The organism is Streptomyces flaveolus, assembly GCF_044765825.1.
In the GTDB taxonomy this organism is placed as follows: domain Bacteria; phylum Actinomycetota; class Actinomycetes; order Streptomycetales; family Streptomycetaceae; genus Streptomyces; species Streptomyces flaveolus.
In genome coordinates, this window is sequence record NZ_JBIWKU010000012.1 from 21,483 (window position 1) to 45,809 (window position 24,327).

Below are 24,327 nucleotides of genomic sequence, written 5' to 3' on the forward strand. Positions count from 1 at the left end.
GCGGGACCCGCGCCCTCGGGGACGGCGCGTTCCGCTCGGGGCGCGCACCCTTCCGGGATCCGGACTCTTCGGTAACATGATGTTTCACATGACGCACTGACAAGCGCTGTGCGCAACAGAATCCGGGCGGGCGACCGCGGCGTCAAGGGTTTCCCGCAGATGCGGTCCGCACGGGGCCGCCAGGTGGTGAGAGTTGAGCCATGACCCGCACGCAGAAGCAGTCCGAGCACGGTGACGACCAGGTGGAGAACGCGGCGGAACCGGTGCACCCGGGACACTCGGGAAAGCAGAACGGCAGAGGCGCCGCGGGCTCGGTCCAGTCGGTGGACCGCGCGGTGAGCGTGCTGGAGATCCTCGCCCGGCACGGCGAGGCGGGCGTCACCGAGATCGCCGACGAGCTGGACGTGCACAAGTCCACCGCGTTCCGGCTGCTCGGCGTCCTGGAGAACCGCGGACTGGTGGCCCAGGAGAAGGACCGCGGCAAGTACTACCTGGGCGCCGGCGTACTGCGCCTCGCGGGGGCGGCGGCAGTGCGTCTGGACATCTCGCAGGAGGGCGTTCCGGTCTGTCGCGAACTCGCCGACGAACTCGGGGAGACGTCCAACATCGCCGTCCTGGACGACGACGCCGCGGTCAACATCATGCAGGCCCGCGGCACCGCCTCGGTGACGGCGCAGAACTGGCTCGGCCGGCGCACCCCGTTGCACGCCACCGCCAGCGGGAAGGTACTGCTCGCCCATCTGCCGTCCACCCTGCGCGAGGGCCTGCTGGCCCGCCCGCTGCACCGGTTCACCGAGCGCACCGTGACCGGGGCGGCGGCGCTGCGCGGCGAGCTGGAGACGGTGGCCCAGCAGGGGTACGCGATCACTCAGGAGGAGCTGGAGATCGGCCTCGCCGCCGTCGCCGCGCCCGTCCGTTCGCACGACGGCAAGGTGATCGCGGCGATCAGCGTCTCCGGCCCGGTGTACCGGTTGAGCCCCGACCGGCTGCCGGAGCTGGCCAAGCGCGCCCTGGCGGCGGGGGACGAACTCTCCCGCCGGATGGGATACGGCGACTGACCCGGCCGGGGCCGGGCGGGCGCGACCGCGGCGCGGGACCGGAAGGCCGGGGATTCTCCGGGGCTTCCAGGTCCCGCGCCGCGGCGCGTTCTGCCGTGGTCCGTACCGCGCGCCCTTTGCCAAGGGTTGAGCCGCACCTCTTGACGGTCCCTCGGTGGCGTTCCCACTATGTTCCTCATCACGCAACCCATCGTGCGAAGCGCAACAGCAGAGGAGCCTGTCGTGCCACACGAGGTCCGTGCCGTGGTCGCGGTGAAGAAGGGCGCACCCGTAGAGGTGCGGACGATCGTCGTACCGGATCCGGGGGGCGGAGACGAGGATCGAGCTGCCGCTGATCGACGTGTTCTCGCGCGGCGGCGCCCTCAAGTCGTCCTGGTACGGCGGCTGTCCGCCGAGCCGTGACGTCCCGTTCCTCATCGACCAGTACCTGTACGGGCCGCTGGACCCGGGCGCCTTCGTCACGGAGACCATCGCGCCGGACCGGGTGGAGGAGGCGTTCACCAAGGTGGACCGGGGGGAGGTGCTGCGCTCGGTGGTCGTGCTGTGAGCGGCCGGCTCACCGACGGCACCCTCTTCCACGGCGGACCCGGCACGACCGGCCGCTCCTGCTCGGACCGCCCCGCCGTCGAAGCGTCCGTGCGCACCCGGCATCTCGCCCTGCCCGGCGGCACCGTCGTCGTCACCCGGCACGGCCGGGACACCACCACCGCCGCCGACCTCGCTTCGGCTCACCCCGCTCCGGCTCACTCACCCCGGCAAGGAGGGGCATGTCCAGCACCCCCGCACACGGTTCCCCCCGCGTGGTCGTCATCGGCGCCGGCATCGTCGGCTGCTCGCTCGCCGACGAGCTGACCGCCCGAGGCTGGACCGACGTCACCGTTCTCGAACAGGGCCCCCTGCCCGCGCCCGGCGGTTCCACGTCGCACGCGCCGGGCCTCGTTTTCCGCACCAGCCCCTCGAAGACCCTCACGGCGTTCGCCCAGTACACCGTCGAGAAGTTCGGCTCCCTGGAGGCGGACGGAGTCCCCTGCTTCCTCCCGGTGGGCGGCCTGGAGCTGGCCACCACCCCGGAGCGCCTCGCCGACCTGCACCGCAGGGCCGGCCTGGCCGCCTCCTGGGGCGTGCGCGGTGAGGTCGTGAGCGCCTCCCGGTGCAAGGAACTCTGGCCGCTGATCGACGAGTCGGTGGTCCTCGGCGGCCTCCACACCCCCGACGACGGCCTCGCCCGCGCGCTCCTCGCGTCCCGCGCACAGATGGACCGGGCGACCGCGCGAGGCGCCCGCTTCCTGGACCGCCACACCGTCACCGGCGTCGAACGGCGGAACGGCCACGTCACGGGCGTCGTCACCGACCGGGGCACCTTCCCCGCCGACCACGTCGTCTCCGCCGCCGGTTTCTGGGGCCCGGTCATCGGCCACATGGCCGGGGTCGACGTACCGCTGCAGCCGCTCGCGCACCAGTACGCGAAGACCGGGCCGCTCCCCCAGCTGAGCGGTGCCACGGCGGAGGCGTCGCGGCCGATCCTCCGGTTCCAGGACCGGGACCTCTACTTCCGCGAGCACACCGACCGCGTCGGCATCGGTTCCTACGCCCACAGGCCCCTGCCCGTCGACCCGTTCGCGGTGCCGCCCTACGACGAGGCCCGTGCCCGGGACCTCGACATGCCGTCCTCCTTCCCCTTCACACCGGAGGACTGGGCGCCGAGCTGGGAGGACTGCCGGCGGCTGCTCCCCGCCCTGCGCGACTGCGAGATCGACCAAGGGTTCAACGGCGTGTTCTCCTTCACGCCCGACGGCATGCCGGTCCTCGGCGAGTCCCGCGACCTGCGCGGCTTCTGGCTGGCCGAGGCCGTGTGGGTCACGCACTCCGCCGGCGTCGCCAAGGCGGTCGCCGAGTGGATGGTCGACGGCCGGCCGTCCCTCGACGTGCACGAGTGCGAGCTCACGCGGTTCGAGGAAGCGCAGCGTTCACCGGCGTACATCCGTGAGCGCGGTTCACAGCAGTTCGTCGAGGTGTACGACGTCGTGCATCCGCTTCAGCCGATGGAGCGGCCACGCCCCTTGCGGGTCAGTCCCTTCCACGCCCGTCAGCAGCAGCTCGGCGCCTGCTTCCTCGAGGGCGGCGGCTGGGAGCGGCCGCACTGGTACGAGGCGAACGCCGGCCTCGTCACCGGCCTCGACCTGCCCGAACGCGACGCCTGGTCGGCCCGTCACTGGTCCCCGATCGCGGCGGCGGAGGCCAGGGCGACCCGCGACAAGGTCGCCCTGTACGACATGACCCCCCTGCGCCGCCTGGAGGTCACGGGCCCCGGCGCCCTCGACTTCCTGGACCGGATGACCACCAACAACCTCCGCAAGAAGCCCGGCGCGGTCACCTACACGCTCCTCCTGGACGAGGCAGGCGGCATCCGCTCCGACCTCACCGTGGCGCGCCTCGGCCCCGACCGCTTCCAGGTGGGCGCCAACACCCCCGCCGACCTCGACCGGCTGCTGCGCCACGCACCCGACGGCGCACACGTCCGGGACATCACCTCCGGCACCTGCTGCGTCGGCGTCTGGGGTCCGCTCGCCCGCGACCTCGTCCAGCCCCTGACCCCCGACGACTTCTCGCACGGGGCGTTCGGCTACTTCCGCGCCAAGGAGACCTACGTCGGCCACGTCCCCGTCACGGCCATGCGCCTGTCGTACGTGGGCGAGCTCGGCTGGGAGCTGTACACCACCGCCGACCTGGGACTCCGGCTCTGGGACACGCTGTGGGAGGCCGGGCGGGAGCTCGGCGTGGTCGCGGCCGGCCGCTCCGCCTTCAACTCGCTGCGCCTGGAGAAGGGATACCGGGCCTGGGGCGTCGACATGACCGGCGAGCACAACCCGTTCGAGGCGGGCCTCGGGTTCGCCGTCCGCATGGACAAGGAGGACTTCACCGGGAAAGCCGCGCTGGAGAACGCGGGCGCACCCGCCCGGCGCCTCACCCCCCTCCTCCTGGACGACCCCGCCGCGGTGGTCCTCGGCAAGGAACCGGTGTACGTCGACGGCTCCCCCGCCGGGTACGTCACCAGCGCCTCCTACGGCTACACGCTCGGCCGCTGCGTCGCGTACGCCTGGCTGCTGTCCGGCCTGCCCAGCGGCACCGGTGTGCACGTCGAGTACTTCGGCGAAAAGGTGCCCGCCACCGTCGCCGACGAGCCGTTGTTCGACCCGGAGATGACCCGCATCCGCCGTTAGCGAGCGGCATCGGACGGCCCCGTCCTCGCCCGCCCCGCCCGTCCGACCCGCCGCCGCGCCCGCCCCGCCGCCGCGCCCGCCAGGAGACACAGGAGACGCACGTGACGACGACACCCGTTTCCCCGGCCCACCGACCCGGCTCGCCCAGCCTCGTCCCGACCCTGCCGGGCCGCTACTACACCGATCCGGAGATCTTCCGCCAGGAGCAGCAGCACGTCCTGGAGGCCATGTGGTTCTGCGCCGTGCGCAGCGCCGACCTCGACCGGCCCGGTGCCTTCCGCACCGTCCAGGTCGGCCGCGAGAACGTCATCGTCACCCGCAACCGCAAGGGCGCGCTGCGCGCCTTCCTCAACATCTGCCGGCACCGCGGGGCCCGGATCTGCCTCGAGGAGTCCGGCGAGGTGCGCCGCAGCCTCCAGTGCCCGTACCACGCGTGGACGTACGACCTGGACGGCAGGCTGATCGCCGCGCCGAACCTGACCAGCATGCCGGACGTGGACCGGACCGCGTACGGGCTGGTGGAGGTGGCCCTGCGCGAGTGGCTCGGCTACGCCTGGGTGTGCCTGGGCGACGAGCCGCCCTCCTTCGAGGAGACCGTGCGGGGCGCCGCCGTAGAACGACTCGGCGACCCGGCCGCCATCGACCACTACGGAACCGAGGACCTCGCGCTCGGCCGGCGCATCACCTACGACGTGAAGGCGAACTGGAAGCTGCTCGTCGAGAACTTCATGGAGTGCTACCACTGCGCCACGATCCACCCCGAACTCACCGAGGTGCTCCCCGAGTTCGCCGAAGGCTACGCGGCCCAGTACTACGTGGGCCACGGTGCCGAGTTCGGCGCGGACGTCCAGGGCTTCACCGTCGACGGCAGCGAGGGCTTCGGCAGGCTGCCCGACGTGGCGGAGGACCAGGACCGGCGCTACTACGCGATCACGGTGAAGCCCACCGTCTTCGTCAACCTCGTGCCCGACCACGTGATCCTGCACCGCATGGTTCCGCTGGCCGAGGACCGCACGGTCGTCGAGTGCGACTGGCTGTACGCGCCCGAGGTGGTGGCGTCCGGAGCGGACCTGTCGAAATCGGTGGAGCTGTTCCACCGGGTCAACGCGCAGGACTTCGAGGCCTGCGAGCGGACCCAGCCGGCGATGTCGTCCCGGGCGTACCGCGCGGGCGGGGTGCTGGTGCCGACCGAGCACCACATCGGGATCTTCCACGAGTGGCTCCTTCAGCGGCTGGGAGGCGACGGTCATGCCGGGCCTGTTCCTTGACGGACGCCGGCGGGCCGCGCTCGACGGGCGCACCCGGGAGCTCCGCTGTCCCGCCGACGGCTCGCCGGCCGGGACGGTGGACGAGGCGGGCGGCAAGGACACGGTGGAGGCCGCCGCCCGCCGGGCGTTCGACGAGGGCCCCTGGCCCCGCGCCCCCGGCGGGCGAACGCGCTGACCTGGCGCTGCGGATCGCCGGCCTTCTCGCGCGCGACAGACACGCACCGGCGCGCGCGGAGTCCCTGGACACGGGCAAGCGGCTGGTCGAGAGCGCGTACGACATCGACGACGAGCGGGCGCGGACCGGGCCGCTGATCTCGGCGGCGCACCCCGGGACAAGGCCGAGGCGTACGTCGCCCGGGGTCCGGCGGAGGGCGTGGTGCTGCGCTGCGGCGGGGCGCGGCCGACCGGGCCCGGCTTCGGCGAGGGCGTCTCCTGCCTGCCCACCGTGCCGGACGACTGCGGCTCCGGGATGTCGGTGGTGCGGGAGGAGTCGTTCGGTGCGGTGCTGACCGTCGAGCGCTTCCGGAGCGAGGAGGAGGTGCGTCCGGCCAACGACACCGTGTACGGGCTCGCGGACGCCGCGCGGACCGGGGACGAGGCGCGGGCCGCGCGGGTCGCGGCGGCGCTGCGGCTCGGCACGGTCTGGACCAACGACTACCACCCGTACGTTCCGCGGGCCGAGTGGGGCGGCTTCAAGCAGTCCGGGTTCGGGTGCGAGCTCGGTCCGGCGGGGCTCGCCGAGTATCGCGAGACGAAGCACATCTGGCGCAACACCCGTCCCACACCCCAGGGTTGGTTCACCTGACGTCCGCTCCGACACCCGCGCGAGCCACTCCCCCACCTTCCCGAGGCCCACCAGGAGTCCGCTCATGACGACCGACGACACCGAACTCGCCGAGTTCGGCTACAAACCCGAGCTCAAACGCACCCTCGGCACCTTCCACACGTTCGCCGCCGGCATCAGCTACATCTCCATCCTCACCGGCACCTTCCAGCTCTTCTACTTCGGGTACGGCAGCGGCGGGCCCGCCTACTGGTGGTCGTGGCCGATGGTCTTCGCCGGCCAGTTCACGGTCGCCCTGTGCTTCGCCGAGCTGGCCGCCCGCCATCCCGTCGCGGGGTCGGTCTACAACTGGTCGAAGAAGATCGGCAATCCGCATCTGGGCTGGCTCGCGGGCTGGATGATGCTGGTCGCCTCCATCGTGTCGATCGCGGCGGTGGCGCTGGCCTACCAGCTGACGCTTCCGCAGATCTCGTCCGCGTTCCAGTTCGTGGGGGACGGCAGCGGAAAGTACGACGTGGCGACGAACGCGGTCCTGCTGGCCGGGGTGTTGATCCTGTTCACGACACTGGTCAACGCGTTCGGCGTCAAGCTGATGGCCACGATCAACACGGCGGGTGTGTTCATCGAGCTGATCGCCACCGTGGTGCTGATCGTCCTGTTCGCCGCGCACATCACGCGCGGCCCGCAGGTGGTCACGCACACGGAGGGAACGGGAGCGGGGTACTCCACCGGCTACCTCGGCGCGTTCCTCGTGGCGTCGCTGGCCTCCGCGTACGTGATGTACGGCTTCGACACCGCGGCGTCGCTCGGCGAGGAGTCCCTCGACCCGTCCCGCAACGCGCCCCGTGCGATCGTCCGGGCGATCATCGCGTCGTTCGTACTGGGCGGGCTGGTCCTGCTGCTGGCGCTGATGAGCGTGTCGAGTCTGAAGGGCGAGAAGCTCTCCACGGACGGACTCCAGTACGTCGTGCTCGACGTGCTCGGGCCGACGGCCGGCAAGGCGATGCTGTGGTGCGTGCTGATCGCCGTCACGGTGTGCGCGCTCGCGGTCCACACGGCGGCGATCCGGCTGGCGTTCGCGATGGCGCGGGACAACAACCTGCCCGCGTCCTCGCTGCTGGCCAGGGTCAGTCCGCGGTTCCGGACGCCGGTGCTGCCGGCCGTGGTCATCGGGGTGCTGGCGCTGGCGATCCTGGTGGTCAACATCCGCCAGCCGCAGATCTTCACGGTCGTCACCAGCATCGGCATCGTCATGATCTACCTGGCCTATCTGGGGGTCACCGCGCCGATGCTGGTGGCCCGGCTGCGCGGGAGGTGGCAGCCGGCCGGTGAGGGCCGCTTCTCGCTGGGCCGCTGGGGACTGCCCGTCAACATCGCCGCCGTCCTGTGGGGCGCGGCCATGACGCTCAACCTGATCTGGCCGCGCGCCGCGGTCTACAACGCGGCGGCCCCCCACCACTGGTATCTGCGCTGGGGCGCGGTGCTGTTCGTCGCCGTGATCGCGGGCGGCGGCTACGCCTACTACTGGTTCGTCCAACGGCACCGGACCGGCGTGCTCGCGGAGCACCGGCTCGACGACGGGGCCGCTCCGCTCGTCACTCCTGCGGCCGACTGAAGGAGGACAACGTCTCGTGGACATCGATGAGTTCGACTACGTGGTGGTCGGCGGCGGCACGGCGGGGAACGTGGTGGCGGCCCGGCTCTCGGAGGACCCCGGCGTCACGGTGTGCGTGCTGGAGGCGGGGCCGAGCGACGTCGGCGACGACGACGTGCTGCGGCTGGAGCGCTGGATGGGCCTGCTGGAGTCCGGCTACGACTGGGACTACCCCGTCGAGCCGCAGGCCCGGGGCAACAGCTTCATGCGGCACGCCCGCGCCAAGGTGCTGGGCGGCTGTTCCTCGCACAACTCCTGCATCGCCTTCTGGGCACCGGCCGAGGATCTCGACGACTGGGCGGCGCGGGGCTGCACCGGCTGGAGCGCCGCCGACCTCTTCCCGCTGTACCGGCGGCTGGAGTCCAACGACGCCCCCGGCGACCACCACGGCCGCACCGGCCCGGTGAAGCTGCGCACGGTCAAGAGCGAGGACCCGTGCGGGGCCGCGCTGCTGAAGGCGTGCGCGCAGGCGGGCATCCCGACGACACCCTTCAACACGGGCCGGACGGTGGTGCGGGGCGCGAACTGGTTCCAGATCAACTCCGACGAGAACAACATCCGCCAGTCGTCCTCGGTCGCCTATCTGCACCCGGTCCTGGGCAGGCGGCCGAACCTGGACGTCCGCACGGGCGTGCGGGCCAAGCGGCTCCTGCTGGAGGGGCGGCGGTGCGTGGGCGCCGAGTACCTGGACCCGGACCTGATCCACACCCGGGCGGTACGGGCCCGGCGTGAGGTGGTCCTCTCGTGCGGGGCGATCGACTCGCCGAAGCTGCTGATGCTGTCCGGCATCGGACCGGCGGGGCACCTGCGCGAGGCCGGCGTCGAGGTGGCCGTGGACTCCCCCGGCGTCGGCGAGAACCTCCAGGACCACCCCGAGGGCGTCATCATGTGGGAGGCCCGGCAGCCGATGACCACCACGTCCAGCCAGTGGTGGGAGGCCGGCATCTTCTACGACACCGAGCCCGGCCTGGACCGGCCCGACCTGATGTTCCACTACGGTTCGGTGCCGTTCGACATGAACACCGCCCGGCACGGCTACCCCACCTCGGAGAACGCCTTCTGTCTCACGCCCAACGTGACGCGCGCGAAGTCGCGGGGGACGGTGCGGCTGCGGACCCGGGACTACCGGGACAAGCCGAAGGTGGACCCCCGGTACTTCACGCACGAGCACGACGTGCGAGTGATGATCTACGGCCTGCGGCTGGCCCGGCGGATCGCCGCGCAGCCCGCGCTCAGCGGCTGGACGGGCGCGGAGCTGGCGCCGGGCCCGCAGGTGCGGGGCGACGACGAACTGCTCGACTACATCCGCAAGACCCACAACACCGTCTACCACCCGTCCTGCACGGTGCGGATGGGCGCGGACGACGACCCCCTGGCCCCCCTCGACGCGCGGCTGCGGGTCAAGGGGGTCGGGGGCCTGCGGGTGGCGGACGGATCGGTGATGCCGGACCTGGTGACCGTCAACCCGTGCATCACGACGATGATGATCGGCGAGAAGTGCGCGGATCTGGTCCGGGCGGACCGCTAGGCGGGTGACCGGTCGCCGGCGGGCCGTCGGTACATCCGGGTCGCCGTGATCTCGCTGTGCACCGCTTCGCCCTCACCGGCCGGGGCCTGCTGGGGCAGCCCCGGCCTCAGGTGCTCCTCCACGCTGATGTACTTCAGGCCGGCCCTGAGGTCGGCGTCGTTGCGCAGCCGGATGACCAGCGGGAACTCGGCCAGCGCGGTCGTGTCGAACAGGCCGGTGGTGTACAGGAGCTGCACGCCGAGCGCGTCGGACACGGCCCGCTGGAGCTCCAGCAGGTAGGTGGCGTTGGCGCGGCCGATGGGGTTGTCGAGGAACAGGGTGCCGGCGTGCCGGTGCCGGTCGCGGCCCCGGTCGTTGCTGCGGAGGGCGGCCATCGTGCAGTACAGGGCGATGGCCGCGGTGAGCAGCTGGCCGCCGGAGAAGACGTCGCCCATCTGTCCCACGGGGACGCGCTCGGCGCGCAGCACGGCGTCGGGCTTGAGGATCTCGACGGCGACGCCCTTGGGGTGGAGGGCGGCGGCGACGCCGCGCAGCAGCAGGGACATGCCGTCGCGGCGCAGGTCGGAGTTCTTCCTCACGGCCGCCCTGGTCGCCTCGTCGACGACCTCGCCGAGCCGCTCGGTGAGGGTGGCCTGATCGGGCTCCTCGAAGCGGATGCGCAGGAACTCCTGCCCGGACCACTCGCCGAGGCCCTCCGGCAGCCGGGAGAGCCGCTGGGCGGAGCGGAGCGTGGCGAGCGCGGACTCGACCAGGCCGCGCAGCCGGTCCACGATCGAGTCCCGGTTGCGCTCCAGCTGGGCCAGCTCGTCGGTGAGGACCCGCAGCCGGGGCGCGAAGGCGTCCGCCCACTTGCCCGCGTGCTCGGGCAGCGCGGAGGCGGGCAGCTCGCGGATCTGCTGCCGCGCCGGGGTGCGGACCTGCTCGTAGCGCGTGGAGTTGGCGTGCCGGACGAGGACGTCGCTCGCCTCGCGGACGGCCGCCTCGGCGGCGGACAGGTCGGCGGCGCAGCCGCGCAGCGACCGGCGGGCCTCGGCGGCGGCCTGCCGGGCCTCTTCCAGGCTTCCGGGGTACGGCTCGGGGTCCTCCGCCTCGTCGTCGGACGCGGGTTCGCGCAGCAGGTCGCGGAGCATCGCGGCGATCTCGTCGAAGCCGCCGGCCGCGTCCTCGGCGGCGCGGTGCGCGTCGAGCAGTTCGGCGTGGGCGTCGCGGGCCTGGGTCAGCGCCTCGGTGCGGGAGGCGAGTTCGGCGGTGGCCGTGCGCAGCAGGGTCTGGGCGTGCTCGGCGTCTGCCGGGGCCAGGTCCTCGGGGAGTTCGGTGTGGGCGTCGCCGTCCTCGGGCGCGTGCCGCTCGGCCTCGCCGCGCAGCCGGCCGAGCTGCTCGCTCGCGGTCGACACGCGGGTCTCCAGGAGCTGGACCAGTTCCTCGGCGCGGGCGGCGGCGGCCTGCCGGGACGGCCCGTCGGAGCCGTCGGGCGACTCCAGCAGCTGGGCGGCCCGGGTGCGGACCTTGTTGCTGAGCCGGTCCAGCTCGGCGCGTGCCGCGCTCTCGTCGCTCTCCGCGCGGGCCTGCTCGGCGCGCAGGTCGGCGCCGACGCCGACCTTCTCATACACCTGGGAGGCGGCGCGGTAGGCCTCGCGGAGGTCCGGCAGCGACGCCTTCGGCGCCTGCGTGCCGTTCCCGGCCGCGTCCTCGGTCACGTCGTCGGGGGCGCCCGCGATCTCGGACCGTTCGGCGCGCAGTGCGCGGGCGGTGCGCCGGGCGTCGTCGGCGGCGCGCTGGGCGGCGCGGCGGTCCTCGTCGGCGGCGCGGGCCCGCTCCAGGCAGACCTGGGCGCGGGCCTCGGCCTCGGCGCCCTCGTCGGCGAGTTCCCTCAGCCTGGCCTGCCAGCCGGCGCGTTCGCGCAGCCGGAAGGCGAGTCCGGCGAGGGCGTCGGCGGCGCGGCGGGCCTTCTGCGCGGCCTCCTGGCGCTCGTCGCGCAGGTGCACGGCCTCGGCGGCGCTCTCGTCGGCCTCGGCGCGCACGGTGCGCGCCTCGGTCAGCTCGGCCTCGGTCTCCTCGGCGAAGGCACGCGCCTGTTCGGCGGTCCGCGCCAGTTCGGCGAGGCGTCCGGCGGGGCAGCCGCTGCGCCAGGAGGCGAGCCGGGCCGCCAGTTCCCGGTCCTTGCCGAGCCGGGCGGCGAGCGCGCGGATCTCCTCGTCGCGCTCCGCCGCCCGCGCACGCAGGGCCTGCCGCTCCTCGTCGGCGGCGTGCTCGTCGTGCATGGCCGGGTTCGGCGGTACGAGGAAGACGTCCTCGGCACCGGAGCCGGGGGCCGGGGTGGGTGCGAGCAGGGCGGCGGCGGTGCCGACGGCGACCGCGGAGCGCGGCAGCAGGGCGGCGTCGCCGAGGACGTCCCGGGCGCGGGTGTGCGAGTCGGGGTCGGTGATGATCACGCCGTCGACCAGCTCGGGCCGGGCGGCCAGCACGCGCGCGTGGTCGGCGGGGTCGACGGACTGCGCGAGGTAGCGCCAGCCGGGCAGGGCGGGGATGCCGTGCTCGCCGAGGAACTCCACGGTGGCCAGCACGTCCGGGCCGGGCGGCAGCAGTCCGCCGTCGCCGAGGGCACCGAGGATGCGGGAGTCGTCGGCGGCGGCGGTGCGCAGCTCGAACAGCTGGCGTTCGGCGGAGGAGACCGTGTCGTCGAGCAGCTCGCGCAGCTCGTCGGCGAAGCGGTCGAGTTCCTCGGCGGTCAGCGCGCCGTCGGACGCCCTGGGCGCCTCGGCGGGGCGGTCGTGGTCCGCGTCCTGCCGGGGCTGGGGGATGCCCGGGCGGGTCCGGGCGGCCAGGCCGAGCAGCTCCGCGAGACGCTCCTCGGCCGCCAGTGCCTCGGCGGTGCGGCGTTCGGCCTCGTGGGCGCGCTCGGCGGCGGTGGCCGCGTCGGCCGCGCGGGCCGCGGTCAGCTCGGCGCGGGACTCGGCGGCGGCGGCCTCGCGGGCGTGCTCGGTGGCCCGGCGGGCGGCCTCGCGGGCGGTGTCCCAGGCGGCGACCGTCGTCTTCTCGGCGTCGCTGGCCGCGAGGGCGGCGCGGGCGGGGTCGGCGTCGGGGGCGATGTCGTCGAGCCAGCCGGCGCGGACCGCCTCGGCGGTCTCCTGCTCGACCTCGGTCAGGCGCTGGCGCAGGTGCCCGGCCTCGCTGCGGGCCCGCTGGGCCTCGGTGGCGGCGGCGGTGGAGTCGCGGTGCGCGGCGTCGCCGACGTCCTGGAGGGCGGCGGAGCGCTCCTCCTCCTCGTTGGCGTGGTGCTCGGCCTTGGTGGCCGCCGCGTGCAGGGCGCGGACGAGGTCGACGGCGGCCTCGGCGCGGGCGGCGAGCGCGGGCGCGGCGTCCCGCTCGGCCTCCTGGATGGCGGCGGACACGCGGGCGACGCGGTCGGCGGCGGCGCGGTGGCGCAGGACGGCCTCGGCGGCCTGCCAGGCGGCGTGCAGGGTGCGCGCGTCGGCGAGCTCGCGCTTCTGCGCGGCGGCCGACTTCTCGGCGGCGGTCAGGGCCAGCGAGGCGTGCCGGTAGGCGAGTTCGGCGGCGATGAGCCCGCTGCGGTCGCGGGCCGACTCGGCGTGCGTGACGGCGTAGGCGGCGGCGGTGACCCGCTGGGCGAGGTCGGCCGTCCGGGCCCGCTCCCGGGCGCCGCGCGCCGAGAGCCGGCGCGCCAGGGTCCTGGTGCGGCGTTCGGCTCCGGTGTGGATGTCCCGGGCGCGGCCGCGGGCGTCGGCGGCCTCGACGATCCGCCCGAGGAGGTCGACGGATCCGGCGGTGAAGTCGCGTTCGGCGATCAGCTCGGCGCGTCGGCCCAGCTTGTTGCCGAATCCGCTGACCAGGTCGGCGAGTCCGTCGGTGTCGCGGGTGTCGGTGACGGCGCGCAGCAGCAGGTCGGTGAAGTCGGAGTCCTTCTTGACCGCGAAGAGGCCGGCGGCCTCGCCCTCGTCGGCGTTCATCTCGCGCTGGTAGCGGAAGAGTTCGGGGTCGAGGCCGAGGTCGCCGAGGTGCTCGATCCAGCGGTCGTGGGTCTCCTCCCAGTGCACCTCCAGGTGCGGGTAGGCCTTCCCGGCCTCGGTGATGGCGTCCCGGAAGCCCTTCATGGTGCGCCGCCGGCCCTGGGCGCCGGAGACGCCCTCGGCGGGCGGGCGGACGGTGGTGGCCTCGGCGACGGGCAGGTTGTCCAGGGTGAGTCCGGGGCCGGGCCGGAAGGAGTACCAGGCCTCGGCGAACTTGCGCGGGTCGTTGGAGACCTGCCGTCCCCGCCACTCGCTGACCTTGCCGACGACGACGCACTCGCCGGTCTGCACGTGCTGCCACTCCAGCGCCACGTGTCCGCAGTCGTCGGCGAGCAGGAACTTGCGGAGCACACCCGAGCTGGCGCCGCCCAGGGTGTTGCGGTGGCCCGGCAGCATCACGGAGAAGATCAGCTTGAGCAGGACGGACTTGCCGCCGCCGTTCTCCAGGAACAGCACTCCCGCGGGCGCGGGCCGGCGCGGCGGGCCGACGGGCTCCTCCTCGAAGAACTCCGCCTGCGCGGGCGCGGGACGGGGCACGGGTTCACCGACACCGCGCAGGTCAAGCACGGTGTCGGCGTAGCGCGCACCGGCGGGCCCGATCGAGTAGAGGCGGACCCGGGACAGCTCGTACATGGCGGACTCTCGTAAGTCTTCGTGAAGTCGGGGACGTTCGGGGGTGATGCGGGGTCAGGAGGAGTGGAACGGCAGTCCGGCGTCGGCCACCAGCTCCAGGTCCTCGGTGTCCTCGGCGGGCAGCAGGGTCGCCGTGCCGTCGGTGACCGGGACGACGCCCAGCTCCAGCAGCTCGGCCATCGCGGCGCTGCCCGCCATGTCCCGCACCTGGAGCTGGTAGCGGGCGGTCGTGCGGTAGGTGCCGCCGTTCTCGTCGCCGGTGCGCTGGAGGAAGCCGGACTCGGTGAGGAACGCGGCGGCCTTGCCGACGATGCCGGTGGTGGAGCCGGGGAGCCGGCGCGCGTCCTTGGTGGCGCCGGTGGCGCTGCGTCTGGCCCAGATCCGCCAGGCCGCCTCCAGGCCCGGGGCGTCGGTGGCCGGGTCGGTGTTCTCGCCCTGCTGCTCGGCCCGCTCCTCCAGCCGACGGCAGGCCTGGCGGACGAAGGCGTCCACGCCGTTGACCGTGACGCGGCCGATGTAGCCGTCGTCGGCGAGGTCCTCGGGGCGCGGGTAGGCCATGGCGGCGACGGCGAGGTGGGCGAGGCCGTGCAGGAAGCGGTCGCCGGAGTCGGTGGCGGCGCGACGCGCGTAGTCGCCCATGCGGACGGCGAACACCGAGTCCTCGGCGGCGGTGACGGCCATCCCCGCGCGCGGGGACACCTCGAGGACGACGAGTCCGAGGCCGGCCGCCACGGCGTCGGCGAGCCGCGCGAAGGGCGGGTCCTCGCGGTAGCGGCGCAGCAGGTCGGCGTACTCCTGGTCGCGGGCGGGGAGCAGCTTGGGCTGGAGGCCGAAGGCCACGAGCCGCGCCGCGTCGGCGGCGTCGGCGGGCGTGACGGCCGCGGTGGCCGGTGCGGCTCCCGCCTCCGGTTCGCTCCGGTCGACGTGCTCGGTCACGGTCGGTGCTCCTCGCTGTGCTGGTGGGTGGTGCTGTGCTGCTGGTTCCCGCGGTGCGGGTGGGCGGTGCCGGGCCGGCGCCGGCCGCCGGGCCGCCCGGGTGGTCCGGCGCCGTTCACGCGGCCTCCGTCCGGTCCGCCGCCATCCCCGCCGCGTCCAGCAGTGCGGTGCCGACGATGAGGTCGGCGCCGCCGAACTCGGGATCGTCCAGCTCGGTGCCGTCGTCCACGGCGAACAGCAGCTTGGGCTCGCCCTGCCGGTAGGCGGTGCCGACCGGCGGGCTGGCCGCGTGCACGGCCAGCAGGGCGACGAGGTACGGCAGGTCGGGGTCCTGTGCGCGGGCGTCGGCCAGCAGCCCGGACAGGCGGCGCGGGGCGTCGTGCGGCAGGTCGAGCAACTCCATGGCGGAGGCGAGCTGTTCCTCGCTGAAGCGGCTGTCGTCCGGGGTGGCGATCAGGTCGGGCTCCGGCATCTCGGCGCCCAGGTGCTCCCGCTCCACCGGCGGGGTCAGCAGGATGTCGACGAGGTCGCCGACCCGCACCGAGACGGGTGTGCGCAGACCGGCGCCGTGCGCGAAGAAGGCGTCGGTCGCGCGGAGTGCCTGTTCCAGCGGCAGCGGCAGGACGGGGGCGACCAGGTGCCCGTACAGGTCGAGACCCGAGGTCGTCAGGGGGGTGGCGAAGGCCTGCCGGTCCTGTTCGGCGCGGAAGAGCGGGCCGGCCTCCAGCAGCCGGGACTGGAGCTGGGTGTGACGGCGGATGCAGTCCTTGACGATGTCGACGAGTTCGGCGGCGCGCCGCTTGTGCTCGGGGTCCTCGGACTCGTCGCGGGCCTTGCGGATGTTGGTGAGGATCGCGTTCTCGTGCCGGTACCGGTCGGCGACGTGGTCCAGGGCCTCGGCGATCATGTCGGGGACGGCGGTCAGCCAGTCGACCGCGCGGACGTTGCGCCGGGTGGCGTCGAGGGCCTTGCGCAGGGTCTCCGAGTACTGGACGGTCCGGTAGCGGGCCTGTTCGGCGGCGAGCTGGGCGTCGGCGAGCCGGCCCCGGCTGATCAGCACCTCCAGCTTGACCTCGGCGGCGATCTGGGCGCTGGTCACATCGGTGTCCAGGGCGCCGACCAGGACGTTGACCGCTTCGTCGGTGGTGCGCAGATAGACGGTGCCGCCGGGGCCGGGGACCTCCTCCAGCAGCTTGAAGTCGTAGTCGCGCCGCACATAGGTGCCGTCCGGCTCGAAGGTGCCGTACACCGCGCGGAACCCGCGGTCGACGCTGCCGACGTTGATCAGGTTCTCCAGGACCCAGCGGGCCACCCGCTCGTGCTCGGCGGCGGGCCGTGCCGGGGCCTGGGCGGCGACGCGCGGGACGAGCCGGGCGACTATCTGGTCGTGGTCGGCGCCCGTGTCGAAGTCCATGTTCAGTGTGACGAGGTCGATGGCGGCGAGGGCCACCTCCGCCATGCCGTACACCGAGTACTCGCCGGCGAGATTGGCCTTGCGCGCGTCGAGGTCGTGCAGCGGCGCCGTGCAGGCGAGCGCGCGCAGCCGCCGCGCCAGTCCCTCGTCGGCGGCCGGGCCCGGGGCAGGGCGCGGCCCCGCGCTGAGCTGGGGCGGAACGCTGTCCGTCGATGCAGGCGAAGTCACGGTGCACAGACTAGGTCCTCGGTCCGACAACGACCCAAACGACGCAGAACCACCGAGCCGCACCGGTCCCGCCCCCGGCCCCCGCCGCCCCTCAGACGGGGGCGGTGCCGTCGTCGCCGACCCGCCGCAGGTACACGTCCACGACCCGCTCCAGCGAGTTCTCGAGGTAGACGGCGAGCAGCCGCGCGGCCGTCTCCCGTTCTCCCGCCCGGAGGGCCTCGAGTATCTCCGCGTTCCGCGCGATGTACGGCTCGTGCAGGCGCCGCGGGTCGTCCACGACGTGGAAGGCGAGGCGCAGTTCGGCGAAGACGCTGCGCATCAGCTCGTCCGTGCGCTCGCTGCCGGCGAGGGCGACCAGCTCCCGGTGGAAGTGGATGTTGGCCGTACCCACCCCTTTCCAGTCACCTTCGACGGCCGACCGCCGCCCGTCCTCGACGGCCGAGGCGACCCCGTCGAGGCCGTACGGCGGCTCCCCGAGGCCCCGGACGACGGCGCACTCGACGAGGGCACGGGTGCGGTAGATGTCCTCGACGTCCTCGACGGTCAGGACCCGGACGAAGACGCCCCGGTTCAGCTCGTGGACGAGCAGGCGTTCGTGGGTGAGCAGCCGGAACGCCTCGCGCAGCGTGTTGCGGGAGACGCCGAGGGCGCCGCCGATGCTGTCCTCGGACAAGCGCGTCCCGGGCGGGAAGTACCCGTCCGCGATGCGGCTCCTGAGGATGTCCGAAACCCGCTCCGCGGTGCTGGTCCGCCCGAGGAGGACACGGTCGTCGGCCAGTCCCGTCAACTGCTCTGCCATGCCCGGAATTCAATCGCAGATACCAGAACGAAACAACATGGGTATTGAGGGATCGTTGAACGATCCCCTACGGTGCCTCCAGGTGTCCCCCCGCGGCGCCCGCCCGCTCACCGTTTCACCGCGCCGCCGAGTCGGCCATCTTCAGCGGCTTCGGTTCCTGCCTGAGCGAGCTGTACCCGACGGCGGTGCGGGGCGCCGGACAGGGCTTCACCTACAACACCGGACGCGCCATGGGCGCCGTCTTCCCCACGACGGCCGGTTTCCCGGCCGACGGCTGGGGCGTGGGCGGCGCGCCGGTCCTCGGCGCGATCGGCTACGGCATCGCGGCGCTGGCACTGCTGGGGCTGCCGGAGACCCGCGGGAAGGAACTGGCATGAACCACTCGCACGACGTGACCGAGGACCGGCCTATCGCCCTCGTCGACGAGCACGCGCACGCGTGGCGCCCGGGAACGGCCCGCGCCCGCTTCCGGGACGGGCTGACCGGCCCCACCGCCGGGGTCGCGGCCGGCCACACCCAGGCCAACCTGATCTCGGTGCCCGCCGACTGGGCGTACGACATGCTGCTGTTCTGCACGCGCAACCCGAAGCCGTGCCCGGTCCTCGACGTCACGGACGCCGGAAGCTGGACCACCGCACTCGCCGACGGCGCGGACCTGCGCACCGACCTGCCGCGCTACCGGGTGTGGCGGGACGGCGAACTGGTGGAGGAGCCGACGGACGTGCGCGCGTACTGGCGGGAGGACCTGGTGTCCTTCCTGATCGGCTGCAGCTTCACCTTCGAGTGGGCGCTGACCTCGGCGGGCGTACCGATCCGCCACGTCGAGCAGGGCCGCAACGTGCCGATGTACGTGACCAGCCGCCAGTGCCGTCCGGCGGGGCGGCTGCACGGCCCGATGGTGGTCTCCATGCGCCCGGTGCCGCCCGCGCACCTGTCGGCGGCGATCCATGAGACCAGCCTGCTCCCGGCGGTGCACGGCAGCCCGGTGCACTGCGGCGATCCCTCGGCGCTCGGCATCGGCGACCTGGGCCGGCCGGACTTCGGCGACCCGGTGGACACCGCGCCGGACGACATCCCGGTGTTCTGGGCCTGCGGAGTGACCCCGCAGGCGGTGGTGATGGCCTCGCGCCCGCCCTTCGCCCTCACCCACGCCCCGGGGCAGATGTTCCTCACCGACGCCCGCGACGAGCAGTACCGAGTGGCCTGACACCCGCTCAGGACGTGCCGCCGGGAGGCACCGGCGGTACGGACGCTGCCCGCGGGACGCACCTGCGGCGCCGCGGGAGTGGCGGACACCGCGGCGGGCGTGTGCGGGACGCCCCGGTGCCCGTCTCGCGCGCGTGGTGCCGGGGCTCCTCGCCGGCCCGCGTCCGCGAGTGCGGCAGCGGGTCGGTGCGGCGCCGGGGCCACCCGGCCGGCGTCCGCGGTGGCCGGTCACCACGGGCTCGCCGGGGTCCGGCGGCGAGCGGTGCGGCGCGGCCGCCCCCTCCATGGCCCACCGGGGCGCCTGCGGTCAGCGAGCCGCCCACGGCCGCGAGCCGGGCCCCTCCCCCGGCACGGCCTCCGGCAGTACCGGACGTGCCGGGACGGTCGCGTCGTGCGCGGCCAGGAACGCCTCGACCGCCGCGTCCCAGCCGAAGCACTCGGCACGGGCGCGGGCCGCCTCCCGCCGGTCCCGCTCCGGGCGCTCCAGCAGATCGCCGACGGCCCGCGCGAAGGCCTCCGCGTGATCGACGGCCACGGCACCGGCGGAGCCGATCACCTCCGGCAGCGCGGACGACGCGCTCGCCACCACCGGCGTGCCGCACGCCATCGCCTCCAGGGCGGCGAGCCCGAACGTCTCGGCGGGGCCCGGTGCCAGGCACACGTCGGCGGACGCCTGGAGCGCCCCGAGCAGCGATCGGTCGGCGACGTGCCCGAGGAAGGTCACGGGCAGTCCGCGCTCCCGCGCCCGCTGTTCGAGCCGCGGGCGCAACGGCCCGTCGCCGGCCACGACCAGCACCGCCCGCCGGCCCTGCCGCCGCAGCGCGGCCAGCGCGTCGAGCGCCGTACCCGGCCGCTTCTCCACGGACAGCCGGGAGCACAGCACCAGCAGGGCCTCGCCTTCGCGCGCGTGGCGGGCCCGCAGCGCCGGATCACGCAGCGCCGGACGGCACCCCGCGAGGTCGACGCCCAGCGGCGCCCGTACGACGTTGCGCGCGCCGATCCGGACGAACTCCCGCTCGGCGAACTCGGTGGTGCACACCACGCGCGCGTACGTGTGTGCCGTGCGGATGTTGAGGGCGTCGGCGGTGCGCCGGGCCGCCGCCTCGGGCAGGCCCCAGGTGCGCAGCACCCCGTCGGTGGTCTCGTGGGACACCATCACGGCGGGGACCCGGGCCCGCCTGGCCCACTTGCCGGTCCAGCGCAGGGTGGTGCGGTCGGACACCTCCAGGCGGTCCGGCGCGAGCTCCTCCAGCAGCGCGGCCACGCGGCGCCTGTCGGTCAGGACGCGGTAGCCGCCGGTACCGGGCAGCAGCGGGCCGGGCAGGGTGATCACCCGGCCCTGCTCGGTCTCCCGGTCGTCGGCGTGCGCGCCGGGGACGACGAGCACGGGCTCGTGCCCGGCCGCCCGGAACCCCTTGCCCAGCTCGCGCAGCGCGGTGCGCAGTCCGCCGGAGGCCGGGGCGACGAAGTTGGCGAGGCGGACGATCCGCAGCGCGCTCATGCCGCCAGCACCGCCTTGCGGGCGGCGAGCACATCGGCGTAGTGCCCGAGCAGGAGGTCGCCGACGGCGGCCCAGGTGCGCTTCCCGACCGCCGCCCGGCCGGCCGTGCCGTACGCGGCCCGCCGCGCCGGGTCGGCGGCCAGGGACCACACCGCGTCCCGTACGGCGGCGGCGTCGCGCGGCGGCACCAGCAGCCCGGTGCGTCCGTGGGCGACGAGGTCCAGGGGGCCGCCCGCGGCCGGAGCCACGACGGGCACGCCGCTCGCCATGGCCTCCTGCACGGTCTGGCAGAAGGTCTCGAAGGGGCCGGTGTGCACGAAGACGTCCAGGGAGGCGAATACGCGGGCGAGGTCGTCGCCGGTGCGGCGGCCGAGGAAGACCGCGCCGGGCAGTGCCGGTCCGAGGGCGGAGCGGCTCGGCCCGTCCCCGACGACCACGACCCGTACGCCGTCCAGCCCGCAGACCCCGGACAGCAGCTCGACCTGTTTCTCGGGGGCGAGCCGCCCGACGTAGCCGACGATCAGCTCGCCGTTCGGGGCGAGCTCGCGGCGCAGCGCCTCGTCGCGCCGGCCGGGCCGGAAGCGCACGGTGTCCACGCCACGCGGCCACAGCGTGACCCGGGGCACGCCGTGCGCCGTCAGGTCGTGCAGGGCGGCGCTGGACGGGGCGAGGGTGAGGTCGGCGGCGGTGTGCACGGAGCGGATGCGCCGCCAGGCCGCCGCCTCACCCGCCCCCATGTACGTACGGGCGTATCCGGCGAGGTCGGTCTGGTAGACCGCCACGGCGGGGACGCCGAGCCGGGCCGCGGCGGCCATGCCCCGGACGCCGAGGACGAAGGGGCCGGCCAGGTGGACGAGGTCGGCGCGGTGTTCGGTGATGGCCGCGGCGACGCGCCTGCTGGGCAGGGCGACGCGGACCTGGGGGTAACCGGGGAGCGGGAGGGAGGGGATCCGGACGAGGGGGCACGGCGCGAGGGCGTCGGTCTCGTCGGCGGCGGCCGTGGCCGGCGCGACGACGACGCAGTCGTGACCGCGGTCGACGAGGTGCCGGGCGGTCTGGAGCGCGCAGTGGGCCACGCCGTTCACGTCGGGGGGAAAGGACTCGGTCACGATGACGACACGCATACCGGTGTTGTCGCCGGGCTGGACGTGCTCGCATCAACGTCGATCTTTCCGGGCGAGGAACGTCCCGTGAGCGTTGCCGTCCCGCCCGGGCGGCTCAGGCACCGGCCACGTCCGCCTGCCCCACGGGCCACTGCCCGTTCACCTGTCCCAGGCCGTGCGCACCGGCGGCACCGGGCCGGCGCCGCGGCCGGTCGTCCCCGGGGCGTGCGCCGGACGGCGTGGGGCTCGTACAGGGCCGGGGCGCGGCCCCGAGGCGGCCACGGGTCGCGCGGCGGACGCCGCGCCGCCGCGCCAGGCGTGGATCACACGGCCGGCGCGTCCGGTCCGAAGCGGCTGCGTACCGCCGTCTGGACCTCGTCCTCCTCGGCCGGATCGGCGGCGAGCCGGCGCAGCCGTTCGACGACGCGGTTGTCGCCGGTCTCGGCATAACGGGCGGCCAGTTCCCGGGTCGTCTCCTCGCAGTCCCACAGGCACTCGACGGCGAAGCCGGCGGCGAAGGACGGGTCGGTGGCGGCCAGCGCGCGGGCGGCCCGGCCACGCAGATGGGAGGAGGCGGTTTCGCGGTAGATGTGGCGCAGGACGGGGGCGGCGCAGGCGATGCCGAGCCGGCCGGTGCCGTCCACGAGGGTCCACAGGGTGGGCGCGTCGGGGCCCTCGCCCCGTACCGCCTCCCGCAGGGCGGCGAGGACGAGTTCGCTGTCCTGTGCGCCGCCCCGGCAGGCGAGCACGCGTCCGGCGGCAGCGCCGAGGGCGTCGGGCCGGTGGACCCAGCCGCGGGCCCGGTCGACGGCGGCGGGGCTGCTCATGCGCTCGAAGGCGGCGACGGCGGCCTCCACGACGGGTGCCGAACCGGTGATCACGGCGCCCTCGATCAGGCCGAGGGCCTCGGGATCTTCGCAGTCGGCGAGATAGCGCAGGGCCGTGCAGCGGGCGCCCTCGGTGCCGGTCCGCGCGGCCTCGACGATCTCGGCCCGGTCGTCGGGGCCGGCGACCGCGGTGAGGCAGCGGGCGGCGGGGACGTGGAGCGCGGCGCCGCGCTCCACGCCCTGCTGGGCCCACTCGAACACGGCCCGGACGCTCCAGCCCGGACGCGGCCCGCTCGGACTCATCTGACGCTGCCAGCGGTCGAAGCAGCCCGTCTCGTGGGCGGCACGCACGCGCGTGGCGATCGACTCGCGGGAGTCCTCCGCCCACAGCCGCCAGGGCCTGGGCTCGAAGGCGTCGCGCACGGCGGCGGCCAGTTCGGCCTCGCCCTCGGGATCTCGTGGAAAGCGGGCCAGTACGGGAGCGGCGAGGGCGCGCAGCCCCGCGTCGTCGTCGCGCAGCGCCAGCTCGTCCAGGGCCCAGGCCCAGTTGACGCCGTGGGCGGCGTACCGGCGCAGCAGCTGGAGCGCGTCGAGCCTGCCGTAGGAGGCGAGGTGGCCGAGGACCGCGAGGGCCAGCCCGGTGCGTGACTCGTCGGAGTCGAGGACGTCCTCGGGGTCGAAGAGGTGGGTCTCGATCGCGTCCAGCTCGCCGTTCAGGTCGAGGTAGAGGCGGGCGTAGTACAGGGAGCGGTTCTCCACCTGCCAGTCGTGGCGGGGATCGCGCAGCACACAGTGGTTCAGTGCCGCGAGCGCTTCGGCCCGCGGGGCGGTGAGCGCGTGCAGCGTGCCGTCGCCGCGACCCCGCTGCAGCAGGCCGAGCAGGGTACCGCTGGGCGCTATGACCGGATCGAACATGGGAAACAGCCTCACATCAAGCGTCGACGCAACCGGGAACCACGCGTTACCTGGCCGCGTGCCTGCACGTCGGAGCGCCCGCCGTCTCTTGCTTGCCGTGAACCATGTTTCTCTGCCTCTCGTCGGTGGCCCATGCGGGCCGCACCACGGCCCGCGCGGTGCGGCAACACCTGCCCAGCCATCGCGTCCGTGAACCACGTCGTCATGATGACCCGGCGGTCACATCTGCCGCGACCGAAATTTCGGCGGCCCCGTACCGCCTCCCCCGTTTGTCGTATCTTCCCTGGTCAACACATGGGACCAGGAGTGGATCAGCTGGGCATCACGCCACCCCGAAGAGCTCCAGCAGCTCGGTCCGGGCGAACATCCGCGCCGTGTCGACCGCCGACGGCGTGCCCGCGGACGGATCCGCGCCGGCCTCGAGGAGCGCCTTGGCCACGTCCGTCTCCCCCTTGAAGGCGGCACCGGCGAGAGGTGTCTGGCCACGGTCGTTGACCCGGTCCACGTCGGCGCCGCGGGTCAGCAGCTCGCGGACCGCGTCGGCGTGGCCGTGGTAGGCGGCGAGCATGACGAGGGAGTCACCCCGGTCGTTGGTGAGGTTGGCCGGAACGCCGGCGTCCACATAGGCCACCAGCTCCTCGGTCCGCCCCTGCCGGGCCAGATCGAAGATCTTGGTCGCCAGCTCCACGACCTCGGGGTCGGGGGCTTCAGTCATCGGCCGGACCACCTCTCACTCACGGACGTTCGAACGTCGGGGACTGCGTGCGCACGACCGCGAGCGGTGCGGCCGTACGAGTGAATCGCCAGGGTACTGGCTCGCGCCGCACATGGGCGGACGCGCCCGAGGCAAAGATCGTCACGGACCCGGCATGGCGCAACCCGCGCGCGCGGCCGGCCCGGGGACCACTCCGCCACACGGGGCAAATTCATGAGAATTCCCCCATTTGCACCTTTAATCGTATGGATACATCCTGTGATCCTGGAAGTACTCATGGTGACTGTCCCCGTGAACCAGGAGAACTCACATGATCCTCTCGATCTCAGGCGTGGTCCTGCTCGGCATCGTCGTCTTCATCTTCTTCCGCAAGGACGGCCTCAAGGGCACGCACGCGTTGTGCGCGGTCCTGTTCGGCTTCTACCTCGCCAGCACGGCCATCGCCCCGGGCATCAGAGCGGGCGGCGAGAGCCTGGCGGGCCTCCTCGGCGGAATCAAGTTCTGACGGC

The 24,327-nt window shown here is 74.0% G+C and carries 16 protein-coding genes and 3 pseudogenes; 11 read left to right on the forward strand and 8 right to left on the reverse strand.

The genetic code is table 11. The features are described from left to right. The first annotated feature begins 200 nt into the window (after positions 1-200). The 8 genes and pseudogenes from ACIRG6_RS30065 (at position 201) to ACIRG6_RS30095 (ending at position 9,513) form a co-directional block, all read left to right on the forward strand. Complete coding sequence (locus tag ACIRG6_RS30065) at positions 201-1,058, forward strand: IclR family transcriptional regulator (RefSeq protein ID WP_350724955.1); 858 nt, start codon at positions 201-203, stop codon at positions 1,056-1,058. A gap of 310 nt (positions 1,059-1,368) precedes the next feature. After that, positions 1,369-1,605 (forward strand): annotated as a pseudogene (locus ACIRG6_RS30070) (S-(hydroxymethyl)mycothiol dehydrogenase); the annotation flags it as partial. Positions 1,606-1,825: 220 nt separating this feature from the next. Then, a complete protein-coding gene (locus tag ACIRG6_RS30075) occupies positions 1,826-4,279 on the forward strand; it encodes a GcvT family protein (protein WP_364680767.1) in 2,454 nt (817 codons plus the stop codon). A gap of 101 nt (positions 4,280-4,380) precedes the next feature. Further along, entirely contained in the window at positions 4,381-5,547 is a 1,167-nt protein-coding gene (locus ACIRG6_RS30080) for an aromatic ring-hydroxylating oxygenase subunit alpha (protein ID WP_365024054.1), read from the forward strand. Then, positions 5,528-5,722, forward strand: coding sequence for a hypothetical protein (locus ACIRG6_RS37775; RefSeq protein WP_450152416.1), 195 nt, complete (start codon positions 5,528-5,530; stop codon positions 5,720-5,722). The genes ACIRG6_RS30080 and ACIRG6_RS37775 overlap by 20 nt, the downstream gene beginning before the upstream one ends. Positions 5,723-5,831: 109 nt before the next feature. Continuing rightward, a pseudogene (locus ACIRG6_RS37780) lies at positions 5,832-6,352 on the forward strand (aldehyde dehydrogenase family protein); the annotation flags it as partial. A gap of 64 nt (positions 6,353-6,416) precedes the next feature. Next, positions 6,417-7,946, forward strand: coding sequence for an APC family permease (locus ACIRG6_RS30090; protein ID WP_403325056.1), 1,530 nt, complete (start codon positions 6,417-6,419; stop codon positions 7,944-7,946). A 16-nt stretch (positions 7,947-7,962) separates the two neighbouring features. Then, positions 7,963-9,513: a GMC family oxidoreductase gene (locus ACIRG6_RS30095; protein WP_403325057.1), complete on the forward strand. Its 1,551-nt coding sequence runs from the start codon at positions 7,963-7,965 to the stop codon at positions 9,511-9,513. On the opposite strand, the gene ACIRG6_RS30100 is transcribed toward ACIRG6_RS30095, so the two are convergent. The 4 genes from ACIRG6_RS30100 to ACIRG6_RS30115 all read right to left on the reverse strand — a co-directional run bounded on the left by ACIRG6_RS30100 (position 9,510) and on the right by ACIRG6_RS30115 (position 17,551). Beyond that, entirely contained in the window at positions 9,510-14,174 is a 4,665-nt protein-coding gene (locus ACIRG6_RS30100) for a hypothetical protein (RefSeq protein ID WP_403325058.1), read from the reverse strand. The two genes, ACIRG6_RS30095 and ACIRG6_RS30100, sit on opposite strands and share 4 nt — an antisense overlap. 54 nt (positions 14,175-14,228) lie before the next feature. Then, positions 14,229-15,110, reverse strand: a complete 882-nt coding sequence (locus ACIRG6_RS30105) for a hypothetical protein (protein ID WP_318217694.1) — start codon at positions 15,108-15,110, stop codon at positions 14,229-14,231. 115 nt (positions 15,111-15,225) lie between these two features. Beyond that, positions 15,226-16,752, reverse strand: coding sequence for a hypothetical protein (locus ACIRG6_RS30110; RefSeq protein ID WP_350724942.1), 1,527 nt, complete (start codon positions 16,750-16,752; stop codon positions 15,226-15,228). A 91-nt stretch (positions 16,753-16,843) separates the two neighbouring features. After that, on the reverse strand, positions 16,844-17,551 hold the full coding sequence (locus ACIRG6_RS30115; RefSeq protein ID WP_364680783.1) for a GntR family transcriptional regulator: 708 nt from the start codon (positions 17,549-17,551) through the stop codon (positions 16,844-16,846). Between the two features lie 131 nt (positions 17,552-17,682). Here ACIRG6_RS30115 and ACIRG6_RS30120 point away from each other — a divergent pair. Together ACIRG6_RS30120 and ACIRG6_RS30125 are read left to right on the forward strand one after the other, a co-directional pair. Further along, positions 17,683-17,928, forward strand: a pseudogene (locus tag ACIRG6_RS30120) (MFS transporter); the annotation flags it as partial. Next, on the forward strand, positions 17,925-18,758 hold the full coding sequence (locus ACIRG6_RS30125) for a putative hydro-lyase (protein ID WP_403325059.1): 834 nt from the start codon (positions 17,925-17,927) through the stop codon (positions 18,756-18,758). The pseudogene ACIRG6_RS30120 and the gene ACIRG6_RS30125, both read left to right, overlap by 4 nt. 306 nt (positions 18,759-19,064) lie before the next feature. Here the strand turns inward: ACIRG6_RS30125 and ACIRG6_RS30130 are convergent, their stop codons facing one another. The 4 genes from ACIRG6_RS30130 to ACIRG6_RS30145 form a co-directional block, all read right to left on the reverse strand. Continuing rightward, positions 19,065-20,258, reverse strand: a complete 1,194-nt coding sequence (locus ACIRG6_RS30130; RefSeq protein ID WP_403325060.1) for a glycosyltransferase — start codon at positions 20,256-20,258, stop codon at positions 19,065-19,067. Next, positions 20,255-21,382 carry a glycosyltransferase family 4 protein gene (locus ACIRG6_RS30135; protein WP_350724935.1) on the reverse strand — a complete coding sequence of 376 codons (1,128 nt, stop codon included), beginning with the start codon at positions 21,380-21,382 and terminating at the stop codon, positions 20,255-20,257. Before ACIRG6_RS30135 ends, ACIRG6_RS30130 begins: the two co-directional genes overlap by 4 nt. Positions 21,383-21,684: 302 nt before the next feature. After that, a complete protein-coding gene (locus ACIRG6_RS30140) occupies positions 21,685-23,103 on the reverse strand; it encodes a HEAT repeat domain-containing protein (protein ID WP_403325061.1) in 1,419 nt (472 codons plus the stop codon). Positions 23,104-23,425: 322 nt separating this feature from the next. After that, positions 23,426-23,818 carry an ankyrin repeat domain-containing protein gene (locus ACIRG6_RS30145; RefSeq protein WP_239770149.1) on the reverse strand — a complete coding sequence of 131 codons (393 nt, stop codon included), beginning with the start codon at positions 23,816-23,818 and terminating at the stop codon, positions 23,426-23,428. A 310-nt stretch (positions 23,819-24,128) separates the two neighbouring features. On the opposite strand from ACIRG6_RS30145, the gene ACIRG6_RS30150 reads away from it, so the two are divergent. Then, positions 24,129-24,323, forward strand: coding sequence for a hypothetical protein (locus tag ACIRG6_RS30150; protein WP_364680798.1), 195 nt, complete (start codon positions 24,129-24,131; stop codon positions 24,321-24,323). Positions 24,324-24,327: the final 4 nt, after the last annotated feature.